Source organism: Aeromicrobium sp. (genome assembly GCF_023146395.1).
Classification (GTDB): Bacteria; Actinomycetota; Actinomycetes; order Propionibacteriales; family Nocardioidaceae; genus Aeromicrobium.
This window is the reverse complement of the sequence record NZ_JAGLCD010000011.1, coordinates 56,712-80,333: the sequence shown is the minus strand read 5'-3', so window position 1 is coordinate 80,333 and position 23,622 is coordinate 56,712. Positions and strand designations below refer to the sequence as shown.

Here is a 23,622-nt window from a genome sequence, read left to right as displayed (position 1 = left end):
TTGACCAACGTCCCTGGGCATCACAGCTAGCCGAGCAGTGCTGCGACCCGCGGGGCGATCGCGGCCAGCGCGTGACCCCGGTGGCTGATGCGGTCCTTCTCGGCCGGCTCGAGCTCGGCCGTGGAGACGTCGTACCCCGTGGCCGCGAACAGCGGGTCGTAGCCGAAGCCGCCCCCACCGAACGGCGCGTGCAGGACGCGACCAGGCATCTCGCCGTGCTCGACGACCTCGGTGCCGTTCGGGAGGCACAGCGCCACGGCGCACACGAATCGCGCCGTGCGCCGGAGGTCGGGAACGTCGCAGAGCTGGCTGAGCACCAGGTCGTTGTTGGCCTGGTCCTTGCCCGCGCCCGTGACGCCGGACCAGCGCGCTGAGAGCACACCGGGCATCCCGTTGAGAGCGTCGATGCAGAGTCCGGAGTCGTCCGCCAGGGCCGGCAGGCCCGTGACCTCGACGCACGCGCGCGCCTTGATCAGCGCATTGCCGGCGAACGTCGGATCGGTCTCGGGCGGCTCGTCGTACGACGCGACGTCGCCCAGCCCGAGCACCGTGAGCCCGGGCACGAGCGGGGCGAGGATGCGCTGCAGCTCGGCGAGCTTCTTGGCGTTGTTGGAGGCCAGGACGACCTGGGCCCCGCTCATCGCGCCCCACTCATCGCGCCAGCGCCTCCTGCTGCAGGCGGGTGAGCTCGGCGCAGCCGCCCGTGGCGAGCTCCAGGAGCGCGTCGAGCTCGGCCTTGACGAAGGGTGCGCCCTCCGCGGTGCCCTGCACCTCGACGAAGGCGCCCGAGCCGGTCATGACGACGTTCATGTCGGTCTCGGCGCGCACGTCCTCGACGTAGGGCAGGTCGAGCATCGGGACGCCGTCGATGATGCCGACGCTGATCGCGGCGACGGACTCGCGCAGCGGGTCACCCTTGAGCGCACCCAGGCCGTCGAGGTGACGCACGGCGTCGGCGAGGGCGATGTAGGCGCCCGTGATCGCGGCGGTGCGGGTGCCGCCGTCGGCCTGCAGGACGTCACAGTCGATCGTGATGGTGTTCTCGCCCAGCGCCGTCGTGTCGATCGCGGCGCGCAGCGAGCGGCCGACGAGGCGCGAGATCTCGTGCGTGCGGCCACCCACGCGACCCTTGACCGACTCGCGCGAGGAGCGCTCGTGGGTCGCGGCCGGCAGCATCGCGTACTCAGCCGTGACCCAGCCCTTGCCCTGGCCCTTCAGCCAGCGCGGCACGCCCTCGACGGCCGAGGCGGCGCAGAGCACGCGGGTCTTGCCGAACTCGATCAGGCACGATCCCTGGGCGTGGTCGAGCCAGTTCCGCTGGATCGTGATGTCGCGCAGCTGGTCGACGGCACGGCCGTCCTCTCGAGTCGTCATGGGACGAGCCTAGGGACCCTCAGAAGTCGAACGTGTCACCGGGGCGGACCACGGAGTACGGTCCGTCGTACGCGGCCTTGAGGTCGGCCTCGACCTCGTCGGCGTCGGTCCAGGCCGGGATGTGCGTGATGAGCAGCCGGCCGACGCCGGCCTCGGCGGCACAGCGGCCGGCCTCGGCGCCGGTGAGGTGCAGGTCGGGAGGATTGGCGGCCGACTCGACGAACGACGCCTCGCACAGGAACAGATCGGCACCGGTCGCGAGCTCGTCGAGGTCGGCCGTGGGCCCGGTGTCGCCGGAGTAGACCAGGACCGATCCGCCGGCCTCGATCCGCATCGCGTACGCCGGCACGGGGTGCTTGACGCGGGCGACGCGCACGGAGAAGGGCCCGACCTGCTGGACGGGCTCGTCCTCCCAGACCGCAAAGTTCAGTGCGTCGAGCGGCGGTTCTCCGCCCGGACCGCCGGCGTGCGCGAGGTACTCCTCCGCCCCGCGCGGCGCGATGACCTTGATGCTCTCGTACGGGCCGGCCGGGTGGTACTTCGCCAGGACGACGAGGCTGACCAGGTCGATGCAGTGATCAGGGTGCAGGTGGCTCAGCGCGACGGCGTCGATGTCTCGCGGGTCCATGTAGCGCTGCAGCTGCCCCAGGGAGCCGTTGCCCATGTCGAGCAGGAGGCGCCACGTGCGCCCCTCGTGCTCGGTCTCGACCAGATAGCTGCTAGCCGCCGAGTCCGGTCCGGGGTAGGAGCCCGCACAGCCGACGATCGTGAGCCTCATGTACCGACCTCCGTGGGTGCCGCTGTGCCTGTCATCGGGGCGAACCCCCGGACTCGACCGACCTCCGGGCCGAGGAAGCGTCGTCCGTGTTCCGCGAACTCCTCGGGATCACCCGTCGTCAGGAAGTGGTGGCGCGGCTCCGGGAGACCGGGATCACGCGTCAGGCCGTTTCGGGCCAGCAGGCGATAGACGTCCTTCGCGGTCTCCTCGGCGCTGGAGACCAGCGTGACGGCGTCGCCCATGACGTAGGACAGTACGCCGGTCAGGAGCGGGTAGTGGGTGCAACCCAGCACGAGCGTGTCGACTCCTGCCTCACGCAGTGGCGCGAGGTACTCCTCGGCGACCTGCAGCAGCTCGTCGCCGCCGGTCACGCCCGCCTCCACGAACTCCACGAACCGCGGGCACGCGCGCACGTGGAGGTCGATGCCGGGATTGGCCGCGAAGGCGTCGTCGTAGGCGCGCGACGTCGCGGTGGCGGTGGTGCAGATCACCCCGACCACGCCGCTCCGGGTGGCGTTGACGGCACGCCGGGTGGCCGGGACGATGACCTCCACGACCGGCACGTCGTACCGCTCGCGGGCATCGCGCAGGACCGCCGCGCTGGCGGAGTTGCATGCGATGACGAGCAGCTTGACGCCCTGCTCGACGAGACGGTCCAGGCACTCCAGCGCGAACTCGCGCACCTGCCCGATCGGACGCGGCCCGTAGGGCTGGCGAGCGGTGTCGGCGACGTAGAGCACCGGCTCGTGCGGCAGCTGGTCGAGCACCGCACGCACCACCGTCAGGCCCCCGAAGCCGGAGTCGAAGATGCCGATCGGTGCGTCCGCCACAGCCCGACCCTAACCGGTCAGAGCGGGAGCTTCGGCTGGGGCGGGGCGTGGGTCGGGTCGACGCCGTCGAACAGGCTCGAGACCGACTCACCGGCATGGATGCGGGCGATCGCCTCGGCGAACAGCGGCGCGACCGACCGGATCCGCAGCGCCGGCCAGTCGGCCGGCGGCGGGACCGTGTCGGTCGTGACGACCTCGCCGATCGTGGGGTGGTCGCGCAGGCGCTCGACGGCGTTGCCGGTGAAGAGCCCGTGGGTGCACGCCACCGAGACGTCCGTGACCCCCTCCTGCTCGAGCATCGTGACGAGCTCGACGATCGAGCCGCCCGTGGCGATCTCGTCGTCGAGGACGATGACCTTCTTGTCGCGGACGTCACCGACGATCGCGTCGATCACGACCTTGTCGTCGGCCTTGCGCTGCTTGCTGCCGGCGGCGACCGGCAGGCCCAGCAGGCGGGCGAACTGCGAGGCGGTCTTGGCGTTGCCGAAGTCGGGCGAGACGATCACGGTGTCGGCGAGATCGCGCTCGCGGTAGTACGCGGCCAGCTCGCCGATCGCGGTGAGGTGGTCGAGCGGCATCGCGAAGAAGCCGTGCACCTGAGGGGCGTGCAACGTCATCGTGACGACCCGGTCGACCCCGGCCGTGGCGAGCATGTCGGCGACGAGCTTGCCGCCGATCGAGATCCGCGAGGCGTCCTTCTTGTCGGACCGGGCGTACGCGTAGTGCGGGATGACGACCGTGACCGAGGCCGCCGAGGCGCCCCGCGCGGCATCGACCATGAGGAGCAGCTCCATCAGGTGGTCCTGCGTCGGCGGCACGAGCGGCTGCACGATGTAGACGTCGCGCTGACGGCAGTTCGCCAGCAGCTGCACCTGCAGGCAGTCATTGCTGAACCGTGCCGTCTCCGACGGGGAGAGCGACACCCCGAGGTGGCTGCAGATGCTCTCAGCGAGCTCACGATGGGCACTGCCGGAGAACACGACGATCTGGCTCACGCTCGGAAGCCTAGGGGAGGTCGGCGCTCGCGCCTACTCTCGACCGGGACTCAGCCGGCCGTCAGCTCCGGGCGGGTCAGGCCCAGAGCTGGCCGTCGAGGGCGTCCTCGGCCTCGTCGAGCGTGCCCTCGTAGGCGCCGGTCGAGAGGTACTTCCAGCCGCCGTCGCACACGACGAAGACGATGTCGGCGCGCTCGCCGGCCTTGACGCTCTTGGCCGCCTGGGCCTGCGCCGCGTGCAGGATGGCGCCGGTCGAGATGCCGGCGAAGATGCCCTCGGAGTCGATCAGCTCGCGCACGCGCCGCACGGCGTCACGCGGCCCCACGCTGAAACGGGCGTCGATCAGGCTCTCGTCGTACAGCTCCGGCACGAAGCCCTCGTCGAGGTTGCGCAGCCCGTAGACCAGCTCGCCGTAGCGGGGCTCAGCGGCCACGATGCGCACCTCGGGCCGGCGCTCGCGGAAGAACCGGCCGACGCCCATCAGGGTTCCCGTGGTGCCGAGGCCACCCACGAAGTGCGTGACCTCCGGCAGGTCGGCCAGGATCTCCGGGCCCGTGCCGCGGTAGTGCGCCTCGGCGTTGGCGGGGTTGCCGTACTGGTAGAGCATGACCCAGTCCGGGTTCTCGGCCGCGATGCCCTTGGCGACGCGGACGGCCTCGTTGGAGCCTCCTGCGGCGGGCGACGGGATGATCTCGGCCCCCCACATGCGCAGCAGCTGGCGGCGCTCCTCGGAGGTGTTCTCGGGCATGACGCAGACCATCCGGTAGCCCCGCAGCTTCGCGACCATCGCCATCGAGATGCCGGTGTTGCCGCTCGTGGGCTCGAGGATCGTGCAGCCCGGCGTCAGCCGACCGTCGGCCTCGGCGGCCTCGATCATGGCCAGCGCCGCGCGGTCCTTGATCGACCCCGTGGGGTTCTGGTCCTCGAGCTTGGCCCACAGCCGCACGTCCGGGGTCGGCGACAGGGTCGGCAAGCCCACCAGGGGTGTGCCGCCGACCGACTCGATCAGGTTCGCGAAACGCGTCACGCGGGCAGGGGTGCCGGGCCCTGGGCGGCAAGATCAGCACTGCGTGCCGGGCCCTGGGCGGCGAGATCGGCACTGCCACCGGCGACCGCCGGGAGGATCACGACGGTCGAGCTGTCGCTCAGCTCGGTCGCGAGGGAACCGGTGAACCGGATGTCCTCGTCGTCGACGTAGATGTTGACGAAGCGGCGCACGGCCGGCCCGTCGGCGCCGTCCTCGACGAGTCGCTCCTTGATGCCCGGGTGCGACGACTCGAGCGCGTCGATGAGCTCGGCGACCGAGGAGCCGGAGGACTCCACGGCGCGCTCACCACCGGTGTACGTGCGCAGGATCGTGGGGATGCGGACCTCGATGGCCATCAGGCGGACTCTCTCTTCGGATCGGGGACGTCGTCGGGCGTGACATCTGGGTAACGCTCGACGATCGAGACTTCTTCCTCGGTGACCTCGCCGTCGACGATCCGGTAGGACCGGAAGTCGACCGGGCCGGACTCGTGGGCGCCGTCGCGCGTGCTCACGAGCACGTAGTGGGCGTTGGGCTCGGAGGCCAGGTTGACGTCGGTGCGGGACGGGTAGGCCTCGGTGGCGGTGTGCGAGTGGTAGATCACGACGGGCTCCTCGTCGCGATCGTCCATCTCGCGATACAGGCGCAGGAGGTCGCCGGAGTCGAACTCGTAGAACGTGGGCGACATCGCGGCGTTGACCATCGGCACGTGGCGGGTCGGGCGGTCCGACCCGAAGGCCCCGGCCACGACGCCGCAGGCCTCGTCGGGGTGGTCGCGTCGGGCGTGGGCGACGATCGCGTCGCGGATCGCACCAGAGATCGTGAGCACGACTCTGATCCTATCGACGCCGGCCGGGTGGTCCCGTCGGGCGTCCGCGGAGCGGTCGCTGCGGGCGCAGTCGGTCAGCCGAGCACGCTGACGAGCGACTCCTGCACGTAACCGAGCCAGTCGTAGACGTCGCCCATGGCCGCGACGGCGTCGTCGTCGGAGACCGCGACCCGGGCCGCGTCCTCCTCGGTCTCGATGCCGAGGCGCACGGCGATCGCGAGCCGGATGTCGGTCAGCGACTTCAGCCACGCCTGCACGGCCTCGGGGCCGAGCTCGACCTCGACGGGCTCCTGGCCGCGGATCTCTCCCGCGTCGGGGTCGTACCCGCCGACGACCAGGGACGACAGCACCGCCTCGGCGTGGCTGACCTTCGCGGCCGTGAGGGACTGCTCGGTGTAGCGGCGGAACTCGCCCGACTCACCGGACTCCTCACCGGAGTACGCGTCCGGCAGCAGACGGCGCAGCACCGGGTCCTCCGGCGGGAGGGAGGGGCCGTCCAGGCCCAGCTGCGCCGCGAGGGGGTCGGAGTCGGCGACCGACTCGCCGTGCCGGTCGCGCAGCAGCTCGATGACCTGGCGCGCGAGATTGGCCAGCAGCGCCGCCTCGCCGGCGTCGAACGTGGCGGTGACACCGCCGCGACGTCGGCGACTGAACGGCTTCACGCCTCGTCCTTCTGCACCGTGGCCCAGAGTCCGTAGTCGTGCATCGCCTGCACGTGTCGCTCCATCTCCTCGCGCCCGCCGCTGGAGACGACGGCCCGCCCCTCCTGGTGGACCGCCATCATCAAGGTGTCGGCCTTCTCCTCGGTGTAGCCGAAGTACGTGCGGAACACGTAGGCCACGTAGCTCATGAGGTTGACCGGGTCGTTCCAGACGATCGTGACCCACGGGCGGTCGACCACGAGGTCGAGAGCGACATCGCTGTCGACCTCGGTGTCGGCATGCTCGACGGGAGCGGTCTTGGGCACGTCCCCCATTGTGACCCAGTCCCGGCGCGGGACGAAACCTGTCGGGACCCCGAGCGGGGGACGCAGTCTGAGGGGTTGTGGTCGCTCCGGCGATGGAGTCCGAGGGGTTGAGGGTGCCGGGACACCCTCAACCCCTCAGACTCCGTCGCCCTGGCGCGCTCCGTGGCTCCGCCTACGCTGACGAGGTGACGTCCACGGCGCTGATGACCGACCGCTACGAGCTGACGATGCTGCAGGCCGCCCTGGCCGACGGCACGGCCCACCGCCGGAGCGTGTTCGAGCTGTTCTCGCGGCGCCTGACGGGCGGACGACGCTACGGCGTGGTCGCCGGGCTCGGCCGGGCGCTCGACGCGCTCGAGCAGTTCCGGTTCGGCGAGGCCGAGCTCACCTGGCTCCGTGAGGCCGAGGTCGTTGACGCCCCGACGCTCGACTGGCTGGCCGACTACCGCTTCTCCGGCTCGATCTGGGGCTACGCCGAGGGCGAGGTCTATCTCCCGCACTCCCCCGTGGTCGTGGTCGAGTCGACGTTCGCCGAGGGCGTGCTGCTGGAGACTCTGCTGCTGTCGATCCTCAACCACGACTCCGCGATCGCCTCCGCCGGCGCCCGCATGATCGCGGCGGCCGCCGGGCGCCCGTGCATCGAGATGGGATCGCGTCGCACGCACGAGGAGGCGGCGGTGGCCGCGGCCCGCGCCGCCCATCTCGTCGGGTTCAGCGCGACGTCCAACCTCGAGGCCGGCCGCCGGCACGGCGTGCCCACGACGGGCACCAGCGCGCACGCGTTCACCCTGCTGCACGACACCGAGCGCGACGCCTTCACGGCGCAGGTCGACTCCCTCGGCACCGGCACGACCCTCCTGGTCGACACCTACGACGTCGCCGAGGCGATCCGCACCGCGGTCGACGTCGCCGGCCCGGAGCTCGGCGCCGTGCGGATCGACTCCGGCGACCTCGTCGCGCTCGCGCACCAGGTCCGCCAGCAGCTCGACGACCTCGGCGCCACCGACACCCGCATCATCGTCACGAGCGATCTCGACGAGCACGCGATCGCCGCGCTGGCCGCCGCGCCCGTCGACGGGTACGGGGTCGGCACGTCCCTCGTCACGGGATCTGGAGTGCCGACATCGGGCTTCGTCTACAAGCTCGTCTCCCGGGCCGACGACGACGGCACGATGGTGTCGGTGGCGAAGGCCAGCACGCAGAAGACCTCCGTCGGCGGTCGCAAGTACGCGGTGCGCCGCCTCACCGACGGGGTCGCCGAGGCCGAGCTCGTGGGCGTCGGCGAGCCACCGGCGCACGACGGCGACGACCGGTCGCTGCTCGTCGAGCTCGCCAGCGAGGGCGAGCGCGTGCACCGTCCGACACTGCAGGAGTCCGCAGCCCACCATCGGCGGGCCATGGCCGAGCTGCCCGCCGCCGCGACTCAGCTCTCCCCCGGCGGCCCCGTGATCGACACGGTCCTGACCTGACCCGCATCCCGGGGTCGTCCTAGGGTGGAGCGATGACGACAGCGCTGATCGTGGTCGACGTCCAGAACGACTTCTGCGAGGGCGGCTCGCTGGCCGTGGCCGGTGGTGCTCAGGTCGCCGCCGACGTCGCGGCGCTCATCGAGTCCGGCGCCTACGCGACGGTCGTGGCGACCCGCGACCACCACATCGATCCGGGCAGCCACTTCTCGCAGACGCCCGACTACGTGGACTCCTGGCCCCCGCACTGCGTCGTCGGCACACCGGGGGCCGAGCTGCACGAGCCGCTGCGCGCCGACCACTTCGCGGCGGTGTTCCTCAAGGGCGAGTACGAGGCCGCCTACTCCGGCTTCGAGGGACACGACGCCGACAGGGCGACCCTGGCGCGCTGGCTGCGCGACGCCGGCGTCACGGCGGTCGATGTCGTCGGCATCGCGACCGACCACTGCGTGCGGGCGACGGCACTGGACGCCGCCCGGGAGGGCTTCGACGTCCGGGTCGTCGAAGGCCTGACGGCCGCCGTGGACCCGGAGAACCTCGATCGTGTGCGCCAGGAGCTCACGGCCGCCGGAGTCACGGTCAGCCCGTCGCGCTGACCCGCTCCGCGAGCTCGTCCTCGGTCGGCATCGTCGCGGGGAACGTGCCGAGCCGGGCCACGATGTGGCCGTTCGGGTAGCTCTTGACCCGCGCCAAGTCGCGTGCGAACGTCGGCTCGCGCCGGGCCGGCAGCCGGGCGATCACCCGGCCCCGCAGGCGCAGGGCGGCGCGCGAGGCCCAGCGCACCGGCGCCGGGGGCCTGCGGTACCCGAACGCGGCGAGGAGATGGTCGTCCATCAGGCTCCGGGCGAAGGCGTCGACCGCCGGGGCGAGCGGCTTCGGGTAGAAGGACGTCAGGAGCTCGAGCGTCGCGTCGGCGACCGCCCGGGTCTTGCGGTCGGGCCTGAAGTGCTCGGCCTCGTAGGCGTCGAGCAGGCGGCTGAATCCGGCATAGTCGTCGGGCAGGTCCGTGATGCCCATCAGCGCGCCGACGCGCCGGTAGTACTCCACCGAGGCCCTGATCTCGTGGCTTCGCAGGCGCCGGTACCCGTAGTCCTCGACCCACCGCACCGGCATCACGACGAAGGTCGCGAGCACGTACCGCATGTCGTCGTTGCTGATGTCGTAGCTGCCGTGCATCTGATTCATGCGGCGCACGGACTGCCGGCCCGCGGCGGAGTCCGGACCGTGCTCGATGATGCCCTCGAGGATCAGCACGGTGTCGTCGTGGCGGCGCTGCGTGTCGGTCGTGAACTCGCCCGTGTCGAACAGCAGCCGCCCGATGCTCGGCACGGCGTAGGTGCGGAACAGCGCGAAGCTCAACGCCTGCTGCAGGTCCCAGGGGAACTCGTGCAGCGCGAGCAGCTGGGTGATGCGCAGACGGTCGTGCACCGGGTCGAGACGATCGATCTCTCGCTCCCAGTGGTCGCGGCGCAGGGGCAGTCGCATCGGCACTCCTCATCGTGACAGCGGGACTGTCACGCTAGGGCACGGCGGGGCGACTTTCCACCCTCGCGACGCGGCCGTCAGGGCCCCGACGCGATCAGGACGCGAGCGCCTCCGCAAGCAGCTCGAGCGAGCGCACGCGCGCCGGGGCCTCCCCCGCGCCGACCCCGACGTGCTCGGAGGCGATCGGGTGCAGCATGACCTCGTCGACGTCGAGCTCGGTGGCCAGCTCGGTCAGGTGCGCCGCGACCGACCCGGGGTCGCCCACCCCACCCTGCCTCAGCGACGAGGCCACGATGGCCTCCAGCTGGGGCGGCAGGTCGTCGACGGGATCCTCGGCGAGAGCGAGGGGGTGCATCGGCAGGCCACCGCGCAGGCGCGCCATGTTGACCGCGTTGGGGCGAGCGAGGTCGCGGGCCTCCTCGGCGGTCGGCGCGACGGCGACGTTGGCCGTCAGGAACGTCGAGGGCCGGTCGAGCAGGTCGCTCGCCTGGAAGTTCTCACGGTAGAACGCGAGCGCCTCGCGGGTGCCGTGCCCCGAGAAATGATGCGCAAACACGTACGGCAGGCCCTTCTCGGCCGCCAGCTGCGCCGAGTACATCGACGATCCGAGCAGCCAGAGCCGCGGCACGCTCGCAGCAGCCGGCGTGGCCTTGAGGACGTACGGGCCCCGGCTCAGGGACTGCGGGACCGGGACCTTGACCCCCTGGGTGCCCATCAGCGCCACGACGTCGTCGAGGTACTGCGGGAACAGGCGGACGTCGTCGTCGCCGCGCCCTGCCGCACCCCGCAGCGCGACCGAGGTGACCGGGTCGGAGCCGGGGGCGCGTCCGATGCCCAGGTCGATGCGTCCGGGGTACGCGGCCTCGAGCAGGGCGAACTGCTCCGCCACGGCGAGCGGCGCGTGGTTGGGGAGCATGACGCCCCCCGACCCGAGCCGGATGCGCTCGGTGGCGGCGGCGAGCATCGCGATCAGCACCGGCGGGCTCGTGGCGGCGACCGACGGCATGTTGTGGTGCTCGGCCACCCAGTACCGCTCGAACCCGAGCCGGTCGGCGGTGCGGGCGAGATCGACGCTGGCGCGGACGGCATCGCCCGTGGCCTGGTCGGTGCGGACGGGGACGAGATCGAGCACGGAGAGCCTCACCCTCGTCCCAACACCCGAGGAGGGCCAGACCTTCCCGGCCGGTCAGCCGGCCACGGGGGCGGGCTGGAACGCGACGATCGCGTCGACCGCGCCCTGAAGCCTGGCGATGACCTCCTCGGTCCCCAGCACGTCGACGTCGATCGAGGTCTGCGAGACCGTGACGTCCTCCAGTGCGACTCCCCCAGCGATCGTGGCCGACCGGAGGGCGTGCTCGTGCGACCACACGCCCCCGTACGGGGTGGGGGTCACACCGATCGCGGCGACCGGCTTGCCCGTGATGGCTCCCTGGCCGTACGGACGCGAGAGCCAGTCGATCGCATTGTTGAGCACGGCCGGCATCGTGCCGTTGTACTCGGGCGTGACGATCAGCAGTCCGTCGGCCCGCGCCACGTCACCGCGCACCTGCTCGGCGGCCTCCGGAGCAGAGCCGGCGTCGAGGTCCTCGTTGTAGAACGGCAGCCCGTCCAGGCCCTCGACGACGCCGAGGGTCACGCCCTCGGGTGCGTGGTCGCGCAGGTACTCGGCGACCTGGCGGTTGACCGACTCGGCGCGAAGGCTTCCGACGAGCACGGCGATGTGGGTGGTGGCAGACATGAGCGCTCCTGGGGTCGAGGTAATCGGACTACAGTCCGTTTCATACTGTACACCTAACGGACCACGGTCCGTTTGCTGTGTTCGCCGCGATCCTCCCCGCACCGACCGACGCGCGACCTACAGTGAGGCCCCATGAGCGACACCTCCGGCCTGCTGCCGCTCCCGCTCGCCGGAGAACCAGTGGCCGAGCGCAGCGACGCCGCCCGTAACCGGGCGGCACTGCTGGGCGCGGCGCGAGAGCTCGTCGCCGAGCACGGGGCCGAGAACGTCACGATGGACGACGTCGCGGCGCGAGCCGGCGTCGGCAAGGGCACGGTGTTCCGCCGGTTCGGCAGTCGAGCCGGCCTGATGGTCGCGGTGCTCGACCAGAGCGAGGCGCACTGGCAGTCGCAGGTCATCTCGGGCCCACCGCCGCTCGGACCGGGCGCTCCGGCGTGGGAGCGGCTCGAGGCGTTCGGTCGCTCCCGGCTCGAGACCACGATCACGCACGGCGACCTCCTGCGCGCCGCCGGCGCCGGCGGGAGCCGCTCCGGCCCAGCCGCCTCCTTCGTGCTGCAGCACGTGCACCACCTGCTGCTCGAGCTCGGCGTCACGGGCGATGTCCGACTGCTCGCGACGGCCCTGCTGGCGCCCCTGGAGATCGAGCTCCTCGACGAGCTCCGCACCACGGGGATCGACACCGAGCGCATCCTGCGCGGCTGGCTCGACCTCGCCCGCCGCATCGTCGGCGGCCGCTAGCCGGTGCCGCGCACCCGGCGCGTCAGCTGCTGGCCTTCATGGCCCACCGACGGACGAGGTCGATGCGCTGCTGGAGGATCTCGACCGAGGCCGACGCGGCGGGCGGACCGCCCGTGGAGTCGCGCAGACGCGTGTGGGTGACCCCGTGGGGCTGGCCCGTGCGGTGGTGCCACGCACCGACCAGGCCGTTGAGCTCGCGGCGCAGCTCGCTGCGGCGCTCGTGCAGGACGGCCTCCTCGGACACCTGGTCGACCTTGGGCCGTGCGGCCTTGCTGCGCCGCGACTGCCGCAGCAGCTCGGCGACCTGGTCGGGCTCCAGCAGGCCCGGGATGCCGAGCAGGTCGAGCTCCTCGCCGTCCTCGACCAGGCCGTCGTAGCCGAACTCGCCGCCGTCGTAGAGCACCTTGTCGAACGACGCCTGGCTGCCGAGCGCCTGGTACTGGTTCTGCAGCTCGGCCGAGCCCGCCTCGGCCTCCTGCGCCTGGGCGAGCAGCTCGGCCTCGGCCGCGAAGAGGTCGTCCTCGTCCTTGATCGGCCGGCCGATCACGTGATCGCGCATCTTCTCCAGGTCGCTGGCGTGACCGAGGAGCCCCGCGACGCTGGGCAGGAAGATCGTGGCGGTCTCGCCCCGCCGGCGAGCCCGCACGAAACGGCCGACCGCCTGCGCGAAGAACAACGGCGTCGAGGTCGTGGTGGCGTAGACCCCGACCGAGAGACGCGGGATGTCGACCCCCTCGCTGACCATGCGCACCGCGACCATCCACGGCTCCATGCCGGCGGAGAACTCGGCGATGCGCTGGCTCGAGCCCGCCTCGTCGCTCAGCACCACGACGGGGTCGACCCCGGTGATCTCGGCCAGGATCGCGGCATAGGCGCGCGCCGAGGTCTGGTCGGAGGCGATCACGAGGCCGCCGGCGTCGGGCACGTCGCGGCGCACCTCGGTCAGCCGCCGGTGGGCCGCCGTGAGCACGGCCGGGATCCACGAGCCCTTCGGGTCGAGCGCGGTGCGCAGCGCCTGCGCGCTGCCGTCGCGCCCCAACGGCTCGCCGAGGCGGGCCTGGATCTCGTCGCCCGCCCGCGTGCGCCAGTGCAGGTCGCCCGAGTACGCCATGAAGAGCACGGGTCGCACCACGCCGTCGCGCAGCGCGTCGCCGTAGCCGTAGCTGTGGTCGGCGACGCTCGTGAGGGTGCCGTCGTCGGCCGGGGCGTACTGCACGAACGGGATGAAGCTGTCGTCGGATCGGAACGGGGTGCCGGTCAGGCACAGGCGCCGCGCCGCCGGCTCGCAGGCCTCGCGCACGGCGTCGCCCCAGGTGAACGCATCGCCCGCGTGGTGCACCTCGTCGAGGATCACGAACGTGCGGCGGTGCTCGATGCGCACGCGGTACGCCGTGGGGTTGGTGGCGATGCCGGCGTAGGTCACGGCGAAGCCCGTGAAGTCCGAACCGAGCACGCCGCCGGCGGCCATCGTGGGGTCGAGCGCGATGCCGACACCGGCCGCCGCCTGGGCCCACTGCACCTTGAGGTGCTCAGTGGGCGCGACCACGACGACCCGGTCGACCACCCCGCGCGAGAGCAGGTCGGCCGCCAGCGTCAGGGCGAACGTCGTCTTGCCGGCACCCGGCGTGGCGACCGCCATGAAGTCACGCGGCTGACGCCGGGTGTACTCCTCGAAGGCGGCGCGCTGCCAGGCCCGTAGCCGGGTGCTACTCACCCGAGCCGGAGGAGCCGGAACCGGACCCCTCGTCGTCGTCGCCCTGCATCGAGTCCCAGATGTCCTTGCACTCGGGACACACCGGAAAGCGCTGCGGGTCACGGCTCGGCACCCAGACCTTGCCGCACAGGGCCACGACCGGGGTGCCCATCACCATGGCCTCGGTCAGGACGTCCTTGGGGACGTAGTGACTGAAGCGCTCGTGGTCACCGTCCTCGGTGCGCAGGTCAGTGCGCTCGTCGAGGACGGTCTGCGTTCCGCGGCCGAAGAATCCCACGCCGACATCGTACGCGGCCGCGGTGACGTGCGGACCCAGGACGGGGCGCGTCGTCAGTTGTCGCCGGGATCGACCGGGAGGGTCGTCCAGTACCGCAGGTCGCCGGACTGGCGGCGCACGACGTCGCGCCACAGCGACTCCGGGTCGCGACTGATCAGGTCGGCCGGATCGGCCTCGACGACGAGCCAGGACCCCTCGTCGACCTCGCCCTCCAGCTGGCCGGCGGACCACCCTGCGTAGCCGGCGAACACGCGGAGCCCGACGAGCTGACGCGGCGCCGGCGGGGGGCCGTCGAGATCGACCAGCCCGACCCGTCCGGCCATGGGACGCCAGCCCGATGGCGGGCCGTCGGCCGAGACCGGGTCGGCCAGCACCCCGACCGCGAGGGCGCCGTCGGTCGCGACCGGACCGCCCTGGAACAGCAGGGTCGGCGAGGTCGCCGACGACGTCCACGCCGGCAGCACCTGGTGCAGCTCGGACTCGAGCGGCCGGTTGACGATGACCCCGAGCGCGCCGTCGTCGTCGTGGTCGAGCAGGAACACGACGCTGCGCGCGAACACTCCGTCCGCGATGGCCGGAGTGGCGACGAGAAGGCGACCCCGCCATGCACCCATGCCTCTATGATGCCCGCATGGCTGACCCCGCGTCCGGAACCGGCGCCGACGGCGACGACGAGTTCCTGATCGACGGCCTCGCGGCACACGTCGGCATGACGGTGCGCAACGTCCGGGCCTACGCCGGGCGCGGCATCCTGCCGCCACCCCGTCTCGAGGGACGCACGGGCTACTACGGGCGCGAGCACGTGCAGCGGCTGCAGCTCGTGCGGGAGCTGCTCGACCGCGGGTTCACGCTGCAGGCCATCGAGTCGAGCATCCGCGACGCCCGACCCGCCGTCGCCGGCCACGCCCTCGACCTGCTGCGCATCCTCGACGAGCCGCACGACGTCGAGCCGGAGATCATGTCGCGCGCCGGGCTCGCCGCACTCGCCGGCGTCGACCGCGACGCCCAGCTCATCGACGACCTCGCGACGCTCGGACTCGTGCGCTGGCTCGACGACGACAACGTCGAGCTGCTGCAGCCCCAGATCGTGCGCATCGGCGCCACCGTCGTCAACCTCGGGCTCGACCCCAGCACCGTCATCAACCTCTACCCGCTCATGCGCACGCACCTGCGCGCGATCGCCGACGCCTTCGTGACGTCGGTGTCGGCCGAGATCATCGATCCGTTCCTCGAGGCGGGGCTCCCCGAGGCCGACTGGGACCACATCCTGGCGCTGACCGAGACGCTGCTCCCGACCGCGAGCCAGGTCACTGTCGCGATCCTGCGCGAACAGCTCGGCGACGCGATCGACGAGGAGCTCTCGGTCAAGCTCGAGATGCTCCGCGCCGCCACCGACACCGCCTGAGCCGGCGCGCCTGAGCCGGCGCGCCGAAGCTCAGGCGGCCAGCGCGTTGCGCAGCCGCGTCAGCAGGCTCGGCTGCGCGGCTGCGGCGGGTGCGATCTCCGGGAGCACTGCGACGTCGCGCGCCGAGTCGGCGATCTCGCGACCGCGGCCCGCGAGCGTCGGCGACATCGCCGGCACGCCCGCGGCGCGGGCGAGGAGCTCGTTCTCCTTGGTCACGGCCTTGCGCAGCACCGGGGCGCCGCGGTGGAGGTCGAGCAGGCGGCGCGCACCCGGAAGGAGGGCCGCGGTGTCGACCCACGCGTTCACGACCCCCATCTCCGGGGTGTCGTCGCCGTCACCGACCAGCTGGTCGAGCCGGGTGCTGAGGGCCGAGGACCAGCGAAGCTGGACGTCGAGCAGGAGCAGGTGCGGGTCGGGGTAGACGTCACGGGCGCCGGGCACGGCGTCGAGGGCGGCGTCGAGCGTCATGGTCGCGTCCGCGTCGGCGATCGCCAGCACGTCGGTCACGATGGTCTTGCGACGGCGGTAGGCATCCCAGGTCATGGTCGCGATCCTTTCGTCGGGGGACGTACTGAGGGTACGTACTTCGAGTATGGCGTATTTCCGCAGGTCAGACGCCATCAGGACCCTGTGATTCCCCCCACCCGAGGGGCGCCCCCCTAGGATGTGAGGCATGACTCATCCGGCCAAGGTCCTGCGGGCCGCCCGCAAGGCCACCGGCACCTCGTCGGGGCGGGGCTACTCCTCGGGCACCAAGCGGGCGCTCGTCCAGAGCGCGACCCGCCTGTTCGCCGATCACGGCTACGCAGGCACCTCCCTCGACGAGGTCGTCGCGGCCTCCCGCGTCACCAAGGGCGCGTTCTATCACCACTTCCCGAGCAAGCTCGCGCTCTTCGACGCGGTCTTCACCGAGCTCCAGGAGGCGGCGATCCGCAGCATCCGGGCCGCCTTCGACGCCGAGAGCGATCCGTGGGAGCAGGCTCGTGCCGGGCTTCGGGCCTACCTCGACGTGAGCCGCGAGACCGAGTACCGCCGTATCTGCATGCAGGAGGCGCCCGTCGCCCTCGGTCAGGAGGCGTTCGCCGAGTCCGAGCGCGCAGCGTCCTTGGGCTTCGTCAACGACGCCGTCGACCGGCTCGTCGACGACATCGGTGAGGTCGCGGTCGACCGTGAGGCGCTGGCCGCGGTGTTCTACGGGGCGATCCGCTCCTCGGCCGAGTTCGTGGCCGAGTCCAGCGATCCCGACCTCGCCAGTGCCCGGGTCGCGGAGTCGATCGACGTCATCCTCACCGGCCTGCGCACGCTCGGCCAGCTCGTCGGCGACTGACCCTCGGCGTGGGGCAGGCGGCTACTGGAAGGTCGCCGAGCCCCGGTCCTGGGAGACCAGCTCGACCCAGGTCTTGCCGGGCGGGATCGTGACCGGGTTGCCGGCCGAGTCGGTGAACGACAGCGTGCTCGCGAGCGCGTCCTTCGACCACGTCACGTCGATCGCCTGGCCCCCGATCACGACGATGCCCGTGCCGCTGCCCTGGAAGATCGTCTCGGGCACGGCGTTGCCGGCCGGGTCGCGGTAGCCGGCGTCGCGCTCGGCGGCGAACACGACGACGAGGTTGTTGGCCACGAACTCCTCGCCGGGCGCGGCGAACCCGTTGGTGCGTGTCCAGCCCCCGTCGGCGAAGGCGAAGGTCGTCGTGTGGCTGCGCGAGAAGACGACGCTGCCGGAGGTGACCGGGCGTGCACCCGCGGCGGCGGGCTGCTCCTCACCGACCGGCGTGAACGAGAAGTACGGGCCCGGGATCTCACTCGGCGCCGCCTGCGCAGCGAGCGACGCGAGATCGACGAGGCGGTTGTAGGGGCGCTTCTTGGCCGAGTCCGTGCTGAAGCCGGGCGCGTTGTTGTCCTCGGTGTAGGTCGTCAGGCCAGCGGCACCGACCGCGTCGTACGCGGGCCCGGCGCCACCGGAGGCCACGACATGGGCACCCACGGGCGCAGCGATGCCGGCATCGGTGCCGCGCAGCGAGCGCACGTGACCGATCTTGTCCGGCAGTGTCGTGTAGTAGAACGCCGCGAGTCGCGTGATGCCGCCCTCGACCATCTCCTCGACGACCATGTCGGCCTGGTTCACGCCGTACTGCGGCGCCCCTGACTTGCTGTTCTCGACCTTGACCACGAAGACCGGGTTGGCCGGCGACTCCCCGCCGAACTCCTGGCCCGTGAGCGGCGAGACCTGCACGACCGTCTGGCTCTCGCCCTTGGTGGACTCCTTCTCGCCGGAGTCCCCGTCATCCCCGCCGCACGCAGCGGTCACGAGGACGAGAGAGGTCACGACGGCGATCAGGCGAAACTTCATGCCCGCCAGCATGCCCGACCACTCCCACCGATCCCGCTCGGACACGCGGGAAGCCTCCCGGCCCGGGCGGGGCGAGGCGGGGCGAGGCGAGGCGAGGCGAGGCGAGGCGAGGCGAGGCGGTGGATCTTCCACCGTATGAGCGCTCATGCGGTGGAGAACTCACCGCCCACCCCCATGGTGGCCTTCTTTCCGTGGAGGACTCACCGCCCCACCCCCGGTCAGGTGGGAAGGCGTCCGACGTGCGGTGTCGGTGGGCACTGCGACGATGTCGGGGTGTCCGACCCGCTCGCCCGCTTCGCGCCGGCCACTCGCGCGTGGTTCCGCGAGAGCCTGGGCGAGCCCACGGCCGCCCAGGCGGCAGCCTGGTCCGCACCGGACGACCGCCATCTGCTCGTGGTCGCTCCCACCGGGTCGGGCAAGACCCTCGCGGCGTTCCTCAGTGCGATCGACGGCCTGCTCCACCGCGAGCCGCGCGCGCCCGACGCCAGCCCGCCCGGCACCTCGGTCCTGTACGTCTCGCCGCTCAAGGCCCTGGCCGTCGACGTCGAGCGCAACCTCCGCTCCCCCCTGGTCGGCATCTCGCGCACCGCGGCCCGCGAGGGCACCTCGGTCGTCGACGTCAGCGTCGGCATCCGGTCCGGCGACACCCCCCAGCAGGAGCGCCGCCGCCTCGCCACCCACCCGCCCGACGTGCTCATCACGACCCCCGAGTCGCTGTTCCTCGTGCTCACCTCCGCGGCCCGCGAGTCGTTGCGCGACGTCCACACCGTCATCGTCGACGAGGTGCACGCCGTCGCCGGCACCAAGCGCGGCGCCCACCTCGCGCTCAGCCTCGAGCGCCTCGACGCCCTGCTCGAGCGCCCGGCCCGGCGGGTCGGCCTGAGCGCCACGGTGCGCCCCGCCGAGGAGGTCGCCCGCTTCCTGGGCGGTGGCCGACCCGTCGAGACGGTCGCCCCCACCTCGCCGCGCCACCTCGCGCTCGACGTGCGGGTGCCCGTCGACGACCTCACCGACATCCCGGCGATCGACGACGACAGCCCCGCGGGCACGATCTGGCCCCACGTCGAGCGGCAGGTGCTCGATCTCGTGCTGGCCCACCGCTCCACGCTCGTGTTCGTCAACTCGCGCGGCCTCGCCGAACGACTCACCTCGCGACTCAACGAGGCCTGGGCCGAACGTCAGGGCCAGGCGCGTGACCCGGCGGCCGACACCCGCGCGCCCGCCCAGGTCTCCGGCGGCAGCAACCAGTCCCGGGGCGTCGCCGACCCGGACGGGCCGGAGCACCTCGTGGCCCGGGCCCACCACGGGTCGGTCAGCAAGGAGCAGCGCGCGCTGATCGAGGACGACCTCAAGACCGGGCGGCTCCCGTGCGTCGTGGCCACGTCCAGCCTCGAGCTCGGCATCGACATGGGCGCGGTCGACCTCGTGGTGCAGGTCGGCTCCCCGCCCACCGTCGCGTCGGGGCTGCAGCGGGTGGGTCGCGCGGGCCACCAGGTCGGGGCCCTGTCGCACGGCGTCCTGTTCCCGACCTCGCGCACCGACCTGCTCGGAGCCGCCGTCACGGCCGAGCGCATGATGGCGGGCGCGATCGAGACGCTCCGGGTCCCCACCAACCCGCTCGACGTGCTCGCCCAGCAGACCGTCGCGGCGTGCGCCCTCGACCCGGTCGACGTCGAGGCGTGGTTCTCCACGGTCCGCCGCTCGGCCCCCTTCGCCACGCTGCCGCGGCGCGTCTACGAGGCCGTGCTCGACCTCGTCTCCGGCCGCTACCCGTCGGAGGACTTCGCCGAGCTGCGCCCGCGAGTCGTGTGGGACCGCGACGCGGGCACGCTGACGGGCCGCCCCGGCGCCCAGCGGCTCGCCGTCACCAACGGCGGCACGATCCCCGATCGCGGCATGTTCTCGGTGGTCCTCCCGGTCGACGAGGAGTCCACCTCCAGCCGCCCGGCTCCGCGGCGCGTCGGGGAGCTCGACGAGGAGATGGTCTACGAGACGCGTCTGCACGACGTCATCTCGCTCGGCGCCACGAGCTGGCGCGTGCAGGAGATCACGCACGACCGCGTCATCGTGGTCCCGGCGCCGGGCCTGCCCGCCCGCCTGCCGTTCTGGAAGGGCGACGCCGCCGGTCGTTCCGCCGAGCTGGGCCAGGCGATCGGCGCCGCCGTGCGCGAGCGCACGCCCGGCGGGGGTTCCGGGCCCCGGGCGGACGAAGACACCGGCGGGGGTTCCGGGCCCCGGGCGGATGACGACACCCCCTCGCTGCTCGACGACCGCGCGACCCGCAATCTCGATGCCTATCTGGCGGAGCAGCGGGCTGCCACGGGCGTCGTGCCCACTGACCGCACCCTCGTCGTCGAGTCGTTCCGCGACGAGCTGGGCGACTGGCGCGTCGTGCTCCACTCGCCGTACGGGCGTCGCGTCCATGCCCCGTGGGCCCTGGCGGTGGCGGCCCGCATCCGCGATCGGTACGACCTCGACGGCGCCGTGGTCGCCTCCGACGACGGCATCGTGGCGCGACTGCCCGACTTCGACGGCGACGCCGCCCCGGCGCTCGCGGAGCTGTTCGCCTTCGACCCCGACGAGCTCGAGCGCATCGTCACGACCGAGGTCGGCGGCTCGGCCCTGTTCGCCGCGCGCTTCCGCGAGTGCGCGGCCCGCGCCCTGCTGCTGCCGCGCCGCAACCCTGGCTCACGCGCACCGCTGTGGCAGCAGCGTCAGCGTGGCTCACAGCTGCTCGAGGTCGCCCGCCGCCACCCGGAGTTCCCGATCCTGCTCGAGACGGCCCGCGAGTGCCTGCAGGACGTCTACGACCTGCCCGCCCTGAGCCGGCTCATGCGCGGCATCGACGACCGCACCGTCGCCGTCGTCGAGGTCACGACCGACCAGGCCTCGCCCTTCGCCCAGAACCTCGTGTTCGGCTACGTCGCGGCCTTCCTGTACGAGGGCGACGCTCCTCTGGCCGAGCGCCGGGCCGCCGCACTCTCCCTCGACTCCGGGCTGCTCGCCGAGCTGCTCGGCCGCGCCGAGCTGCGCGACCTCCTCGACCCCGACGTCGTGCGCGACGTCGAGGCCGAGCTGCAGCGCACCGCTGCCGACTTCCGGGCCCGCGACGCCGAGCAGGTGGCCGACCTGGTACGACGCCTCGGGCCGATCCCCACCTCCGAGGTGCAGCAGCGGTCAACCGAACCCGACGCGTCGGCCGCCTGGCTCGCCGACCTGCAGGAGGCCCGCCGCCTGATCGAGGTCAACGTCGGGGGCCGGCCCATGTGGGCCGTCGTCGAGGACGCCGGCCGCCTGCGAGACGCGCTCGGGGTGTCGCTCCCGCTCGGCGTCCCCGCAGCGCACCTGGAGTCGCCCGCCGACGCGCTCGGCGACCTCGTCTCGCGGCACGCCCGCACGCACGGACCCTTCTCCGCCTCCGGGCTCGCAAGCCGCTGGGGACTCGGGGTCGGACCCGTGCGCGACGTCCTGCGCCGACTCACCGCCGACGGGCGACTCGTCGAGGGCGAGTTCCGCACCGACGCCGACTCCAGCACCGCCACCCACGACCGCACCGAGTGGGTCGACGCGGAAGTCCTGCGCCGCCTGCGCCGGCGCAGCCTGGCCGCCGCCCGCCGTCAGGTCGAGCCGGTCGACGCCGGCACGCTCGTGCGCTTCCTGCCGGGGTGGCACGCACTCGACCGACGCCGCCGCGGCGAGACCGGCCTGCTCGACACGATCGACCAGCTCGCGGGAGTCGCGCTCCCGGCCAGCGCCTGGGAGTCGGTCGTGCTGCCTGCCCGCGTCGGCGACTACTCCCCCGCGATGCTCGACACCCTCCTGGCCGAGGGCGAGGTCGTCTGGATCGGTGCCGGCACCTTGGGCAGGTCCGACGGTTGGCTCCGGCTGCTCCCGGCCGACCTCGCCGGCCTGCAGGACCCGATCGAGATCGAGCTCACCGACCTGCACCACGAGCTGCTCGCCCAGCTCCGAGCCGGCGGGGCGTTCCGGTTCACCGAGCTCGTCCCGGGCCTGGACGACCCCGACTCCCGCGCGGCCGACGTCATCTGGGAGCTCGCGTGGGCGGGCCTGGTCTCGAACGACTCGTTCGCGCCGGTCCGGTCGCGTGTGGGTGTCCGCGCCGCCCGGAGCGCCAGGCCCACGAGCCGACCCCGCCGCCTCAACACCCGGGCCCTGCGACCGGCCGCCCCGCCAGCGCTCGCCGGTCGGTGGTTCGCCCTGCCGGACGACCCGGTCGACCCCACGCGCCGCGCCGTCACCCGCGCCGAGGTCCTCGTCGCGCGCCACGGCGTCCTGACCCGCGGTGCGGTCATGGCCGAACAGGTGCCCGGCGGGTTCGCCGAGGTGTACCGCGTGCTGCGCGAGGCCGAGGACCGCGGCGCCGTCCTGCGCGGCATGTTCGTCGAGGGCCTCGGCGCCACCCAGTTCGCGGCCACGTCCACGATCGACGTGCTCCGCTCCCACGTGCGCGAGTCCGACGACGAGGCCAGCGGTCCGGCCTACGCCCTGGCCTCCACCGACCCCGCGCAGCCCTTCGGCGCCGCCCTGGAGTGGCCCGCGACGCTCGCCGCGGCCGACAGCACCCACCGCCCGTCGCGTCGAGCCGGCTCACTCGTGCTGCTGCACGACGGCGTCCTGGTCGCCTACGTCGAACGGGGCGCGCGGCGCATCCTCACCTTCACCGACGATCCGGCCCGCCTCACGGCGGCCGCAGCCGCCCTGGCCGACCTCGGACGCACTGGCCGAGTCGGTCGGCTCCGCGTTGAGACAGTCGACGACCGCAGCGTGGGCGGCACGGCCCTCGGTGAGGCCATGGCCGCTGCTGGCTTCCGCGCGCACCCGAAGGGACTCCAGCTCGATGCCCGAAGGTGACACCGTCTTCCGCACCGCGGCGAAGCTGCACCGGGGCCTGTCGGGAGAGGTCCTGACGCTCTCCGACTTCCGGGTTCCCCGGCACGCCACCGCCGACCTCACGGGCCTCGTGGTCGACGAGACGGTCAGTCGCGGCAAGCACCTGCTCACCCGTGTCGGTCCGTGGACCATCCACACCCACCTCAAGATGGAAGGCGTGTGGCACGTGCACCCACTGGGCACGAGGTGGGAGCGGCCGGCGCACTCGGCCCGTCTCGTGCTCGAGACTGCCGATCGCCAGGCCGTCGGATTCTGGCTCGGCATGGTCGACCTCGTGCCGCGCGACGCCGAGCACACGGTCGTCGGCCACCTCGGGCCCGATCTGCTGGGCGCCGACTGGGACCTCGACGAGGCGCTGGCCCGGCTCGCGGCGGCACCGACCCGCCAGGTCTTCACGGCCCTGCTCGACCAGCGCAACCTCGCCGGCTTCGGCACCGAGTACGTCAACGAGATGCTCTTCGTGCTCGGGGTCCACCCCACCACCGCGGTCGGTGAGGTGCCCGACCTGCGTCGGCTCGTCTCACGGGGTCAGCAGATGATCCGCGTCAACTCCACGCGCTGGCAGCGCACCTTCACCGGCACCACGCGCCCCGGCCAGGAGCGGTGGGTGTTCCACCGCGAGCGCAAGCCCTGCCGGCGGTGCGGCACCCGCATCGCGACCGCCGATCTCGGTGACGTGCCCACGCAGGAACGCAACGCGTTCTGGTGCCCGCACTGCCAGCCGGTGCGCGGCTGAGC

24 protein-coding genes and 1 pseudogene are annotated in these 23,622 nt (G+C 72.6%); 7 read left to right on the top strand and 18 right to left on the bottom strand.

Features of this window, described 5'->3' with window-relative positions:
* Positions 1-26: 26 nt before the first annotated feature.
* The 10 genes and pseudogenes from rdgB to clpS all read right to left on the bottom strand — a co-directional run bounded on the left by rdgB (position 27) and on the right by clpS (position 6,809).
* On the bottom strand, positions 27-641 hold the full coding sequence (gene rdgB, locus KAG51_RS09830) for an RdgB/HAM1 family non-canonical purine NTP pyrophosphatase (RefSeq protein WP_290583134.1): 615 nt from the start codon (positions 639-641) through the stop codon (positions 27-29).
* 10 nt (positions 642-651) lie between these two features.
* A complete protein-coding gene (gene rph / locus KAG51_RS09825; RefSeq protein ID WP_290583132.1) occupies positions 652-1,374 on the bottom strand; it encodes a ribonuclease PH in 723 nt (240 codons plus the stop codon).
* Between the two features lie 19 nt (positions 1,375-1,393).
* Positions 1,394-2,152, bottom strand: a complete 759-nt coding sequence (locus KAG51_RS09820; protein ID WP_290583130.1) for an MBL fold metallo-hydrolase — start codon at positions 2,150-2,152, stop codon at positions 1,394-1,396.
* A complete protein-coding gene (gene murI / locus KAG51_RS09815) occupies positions 2,149-2,982 on the bottom strand; it encodes a glutamate racemase (protein ID WP_290583128.1) in 834 nt (277 codons plus the stop codon). Before murI ends, KAG51_RS09820 begins: the two co-directional genes overlap by 4 nt.
* Positions 2,983-2,999: 17 nt before the next feature.
* Positions 3,000-3,977, bottom strand: coding sequence for a ribose-phosphate pyrophosphokinase (locus KAG51_RS09810; RefSeq protein WP_290583126.1), 978 nt, complete (start codon positions 3,975-3,977; stop codon positions 3,000-3,002).
* A 76-nt stretch (positions 3,978-4,053) separates the two neighbouring features.
* Positions 4,054-5,004 carry a cysteine synthase gene (locus tag KAG51_RS09805; RefSeq protein ID WP_290583124.1) on the bottom strand — a complete coding sequence of 317 codons (951 nt, stop codon included), beginning with the start codon at positions 5,002-5,004 and terminating at the stop codon, positions 4,054-4,056.
* 74 nt (positions 5,005-5,078) lie between these two features.
* Positions 5,079-5,360 (bottom strand): annotated as a pseudogene (locus tag KAG51_RS09800) (MoaD/ThiS family protein); the annotation flags it as partial.
* The gene (locus KAG51_RS09795; RefSeq protein ID WP_290583122.1) at positions 5,360-5,833 is read right to left on the bottom strand and encodes a M67 family metallopeptidase; all 474 of its coding nucleotides are present in this window, start codon (positions 5,831-5,833) and stop codon (positions 5,360-5,362) included. The gene KAG51_RS09795 and the pseudogene KAG51_RS09800, both read right to left, overlap by 1 nt.
* 74 nt (positions 5,834-5,907) lie before the next feature.
* The gene (locus KAG51_RS09790) at positions 5,908-6,495 is read right to left on the bottom strand and encodes a DUF2017 domain-containing protein (RefSeq protein ID WP_290583120.1); all 588 of its coding nucleotides are present in this window, start codon (positions 6,493-6,495) and stop codon (positions 5,908-5,910) included.
* Complete coding sequence (clpS, locus tag KAG51_RS09785; RefSeq protein ID WP_290583119.1) at positions 6,492-6,809, bottom strand: ATP-dependent Clp protease adapter ClpS; 318 nt, start codon at positions 6,807-6,809, stop codon at positions 6,492-6,494. The genes KAG51_RS09790 and clpS overlap by 4 nt, the downstream gene beginning before the upstream one ends.
* Before the next feature lie 176 nt (positions 6,810-6,985).
* Here clpS and KAG51_RS09780 point away from each other — a divergent pair, with 176 nt between their 5' ends.
* On the top strand, positions 6,986-8,269 hold the full coding sequence (locus KAG51_RS09780; RefSeq protein ID WP_290583118.1) for a nicotinate phosphoribosyltransferase: 1,284 nt from the start codon (positions 6,986-6,988) through the stop codon (positions 8,267-8,269).
* Positions 8,270-8,301: 32 nt separating this feature from the next.
* A complete protein-coding gene (locus tag KAG51_RS09775) occupies positions 8,302-8,862 on the top strand; it encodes an isochorismatase family protein (RefSeq protein WP_290583116.1) in 561 nt (186 codons plus the stop codon).
* On the opposite strand, the gene KAG51_RS09770 is transcribed toward KAG51_RS09775, so the two are convergent.
* From KAG51_RS09770 to KAG51_RS09760, 3 genes are all read right to left on the bottom strand, one after another.
* Positions 8,846-9,751: an oxygenase MpaB family protein gene (locus KAG51_RS09770; protein ID WP_290583114.1), complete on the bottom strand. Its 906-nt coding sequence runs from the start codon at positions 9,749-9,751 to the stop codon at positions 8,846-8,848. The two genes, KAG51_RS09775 and KAG51_RS09770, sit on opposite strands and share 17 nt — an antisense overlap.
* Before the next feature lie 94 nt (positions 9,752-9,845).
* Positions 9,846-10,883 (bottom strand): LLM class flavin-dependent oxidoreductase, encoded by a 1,038-nt coding sequence (locus KAG51_RS09765; protein ID WP_290583112.1) that lies wholly within the window; start codon positions 10,881-10,883, stop codon positions 9,846-9,848.
* Between the two features lie 54 nt (positions 10,884-10,937).
* Positions 10,938-11,489 (bottom strand): NADPH-dependent FMN reductase, encoded by a 552-nt coding sequence (locus KAG51_RS09760; RefSeq protein WP_290583110.1) that lies wholly within the window; start codon positions 11,487-11,489, stop codon positions 10,938-10,940.
* Between the two features lie 132 nt (positions 11,490-11,621).
* Here KAG51_RS09760 and KAG51_RS09755 point away from each other — a divergent pair, with 132 nt between their 5' ends.
* Complete coding sequence (locus KAG51_RS09755; RefSeq protein ID WP_290583108.1) at positions 11,622-12,227, top strand: TetR/AcrR family transcriptional regulator; 606 nt, start codon at positions 11,622-11,624, stop codon at positions 12,225-12,227.
* A 22-nt stretch (positions 12,228-12,249) separates the two neighbouring features.
* On the opposite strand, the gene KAG51_RS09750 is transcribed toward KAG51_RS09755, so the two are convergent.
* From KAG51_RS09750 to KAG51_RS09740, 3 genes are read right to left on the bottom strand one after another with little or no spacing between them, the layout of a single operon-like run.
* Positions 12,250-13,941 carry a DEAD/DEAH box helicase gene (locus KAG51_RS09750; protein ID WP_290583106.1) on the bottom strand — a complete coding sequence of 564 codons (1,692 nt, stop codon included), beginning with the start codon at positions 13,939-13,941 and terminating at the stop codon, positions 12,250-12,252.
* On the bottom strand, positions 13,934-14,218 hold the full coding sequence (locus KAG51_RS09745; protein ID WP_290583104.1) for a DUF3039 domain-containing protein: 285 nt from the start codon (positions 14,216-14,218) through the stop codon (positions 13,934-13,936). Before KAG51_RS09745 ends, KAG51_RS09750 begins: the two co-directional genes overlap by 8 nt.
* A gap of 53 nt (positions 14,219-14,271) precedes the next feature.
* A complete protein-coding gene (locus KAG51_RS09740; RefSeq protein ID WP_290583102.1) occupies positions 14,272-14,832 on the bottom strand; it encodes a YqgE/AlgH family protein in 561 nt (186 codons plus the stop codon).
* A gap of 17 nt (positions 14,833-14,849) precedes the next feature.
* Here KAG51_RS09740 and KAG51_RS09735 point away from each other — a divergent pair, with 17 nt between their 5' ends.
* Positions 14,850-15,623 carry a MerR family transcriptional regulator gene (locus tag KAG51_RS09735; RefSeq protein WP_290583100.1) on the top strand — a complete coding sequence of 258 codons (774 nt, stop codon included), beginning with the start codon at positions 14,850-14,852 and terminating at the stop codon, positions 15,621-15,623.
* A gap of 30 nt (positions 15,624-15,653) precedes the next feature.
* On the opposite strand, the gene KAG51_RS09730 is transcribed toward KAG51_RS09735, so the two are convergent.
* Complete coding sequence (locus tag KAG51_RS09730) at positions 15,654-16,166, bottom strand: hypothetical protein (RefSeq protein WP_290583098.1); 513 nt, start codon at positions 16,164-16,166, stop codon at positions 15,654-15,656.
* A 130-nt stretch (positions 16,167-16,296) separates the two neighbouring features.
* On the opposite strand from KAG51_RS09730, the gene KAG51_RS09725 reads away from it, so the two are divergent.
* Positions 16,297-16,950 (top strand): TetR/AcrR family transcriptional regulator, encoded by a 654-nt coding sequence (locus tag KAG51_RS09725; protein ID WP_290583096.1) that lies wholly within the window; start codon positions 16,297-16,299, stop codon positions 16,948-16,950.
* Positions 16,951-16,971: 21 nt separating this feature from the next.
* Here the strand turns inward: KAG51_RS09725 and KAG51_RS09720 are convergent, their stop codons facing one another.
* Positions 16,972-18,018 (bottom strand): DUF3048 domain-containing protein, encoded by a 1,047-nt coding sequence (locus KAG51_RS09720; RefSeq protein ID WP_290583094.1) that lies wholly within the window; start codon positions 18,016-18,018, stop codon positions 16,972-16,974.
* A 228-nt stretch (positions 18,019-18,246) separates the two neighbouring features.
* On the opposite strand from KAG51_RS09720, the gene KAG51_RS09715 reads away from it, so the two are divergent.
* Both KAG51_RS09715 and KAG51_RS09710 read left to right on the top strand, forming a co-directional pair.
* Positions 18,247-22,845: an ATP-dependent helicase gene (locus tag KAG51_RS09715; protein ID WP_290583092.1), complete on the top strand. Its 4,599-nt coding sequence runs from the start codon at positions 18,247-18,249 to the stop codon at positions 22,843-22,845.
* A complete protein-coding gene (locus KAG51_RS09710) occupies positions 22,832-23,620 on the top strand; it encodes a DNA-formamidopyrimidine glycosylase family protein (RefSeq protein ID WP_290583090.1) in 789 nt (262 codons plus the stop codon). Before KAG51_RS09715 ends, KAG51_RS09710 begins: the two co-directional genes overlap by 14 nt.
* Positions 23,621-23,622 lie beyond the last annotated feature (2 nt).

Bases quoted from the DNA above. Each gene is read 5' to 3' on its own strand.
- rdgB (WP_290583134.1), bottom strand. From the start codon at position 641: ATGAGCGGGGCCCAGGTCGTCCTGGCCTCCAACAACGCCAAGAAGCTC.
- rph (WP_290583132.1), bottom strand. From the start codon at position 1,374: ATGACGACTCGAGAGGACGGCCGTGCCGTCGACCAGCTGCGCGACATC.
- KAG51_RS09820 (WP_290583130.1), bottom strand. From the start codon at position 2,152: ATGAGGCTCACGATCGTCGGCTGTGCGGGCTCCTACCCCGGACCGGAC.
- clpS (WP_290583119.1), bottom strand. From the start codon at position 6,809: ATGGGGGACGTGCCCAAGACCGCTCCCGTCGAGCATGCCGACACCGAG.
- KAG51_RS09775 (WP_290583116.1), top strand. From the start codon at position 8,302: ATGACGACAGCGCTGATCGTGGTCGACGTCCAGAACGACTTCTGCGAG.
- KAG51_RS09770 (WP_290583114.1), bottom strand. From the start codon at position 9,751: ATGCGACTGCCCCTGCGCCGCGACCACTGGGAGCGAGAGATCGATCGT.
- KAG51_RS09760 (WP_290583110.1), bottom strand. From the start codon at position 11,489: ATGTCTGCCACCACCCACATCGCCGTGCTCGTCGGAAGCCTTCGCGCC.
- KAG51_RS09755 (WP_290583108.1), top strand. From the start codon at position 11,622: ATGAGCGACACCTCCGGCCTGCTGCCGCTCCCGCTCGCCGGAGAACCA.
- KAG51_RS09740 (WP_290583102.1), bottom strand. From the start codon at position 14,832: ATGGGTGCATGGCGGGGTCGCCTTCTCGTCGCCACTCCGGCCATCGCG.
- KAG51_RS09735 (WP_290583100.1), top strand. From the start codon at position 14,850: ATGGCTGACCCCGCGTCCGGAACCGGCGCCGACGGCGACGACGAGTTC.
- KAG51_RS09730 (WP_290583098.1), bottom strand. From the start codon at position 16,166: ATGACCTGGGATGCCTACCGCCGTCGCAAGACCATCGTGACCGACGTG.
- KAG51_RS09725 (WP_290583096.1), top strand. From the start codon at position 16,297: ATGACTCATCCGGCCAAGGTCCTGCGGGCCGCCCGCAAGGCCACCGGC.
- KAG51_RS09710 (WP_290583090.1), top strand. From the start codon at position 22,832: ATGCCCGAAGGTGACACCGTCTTCCGCACCGCGGCGAAGCTGCACCGG.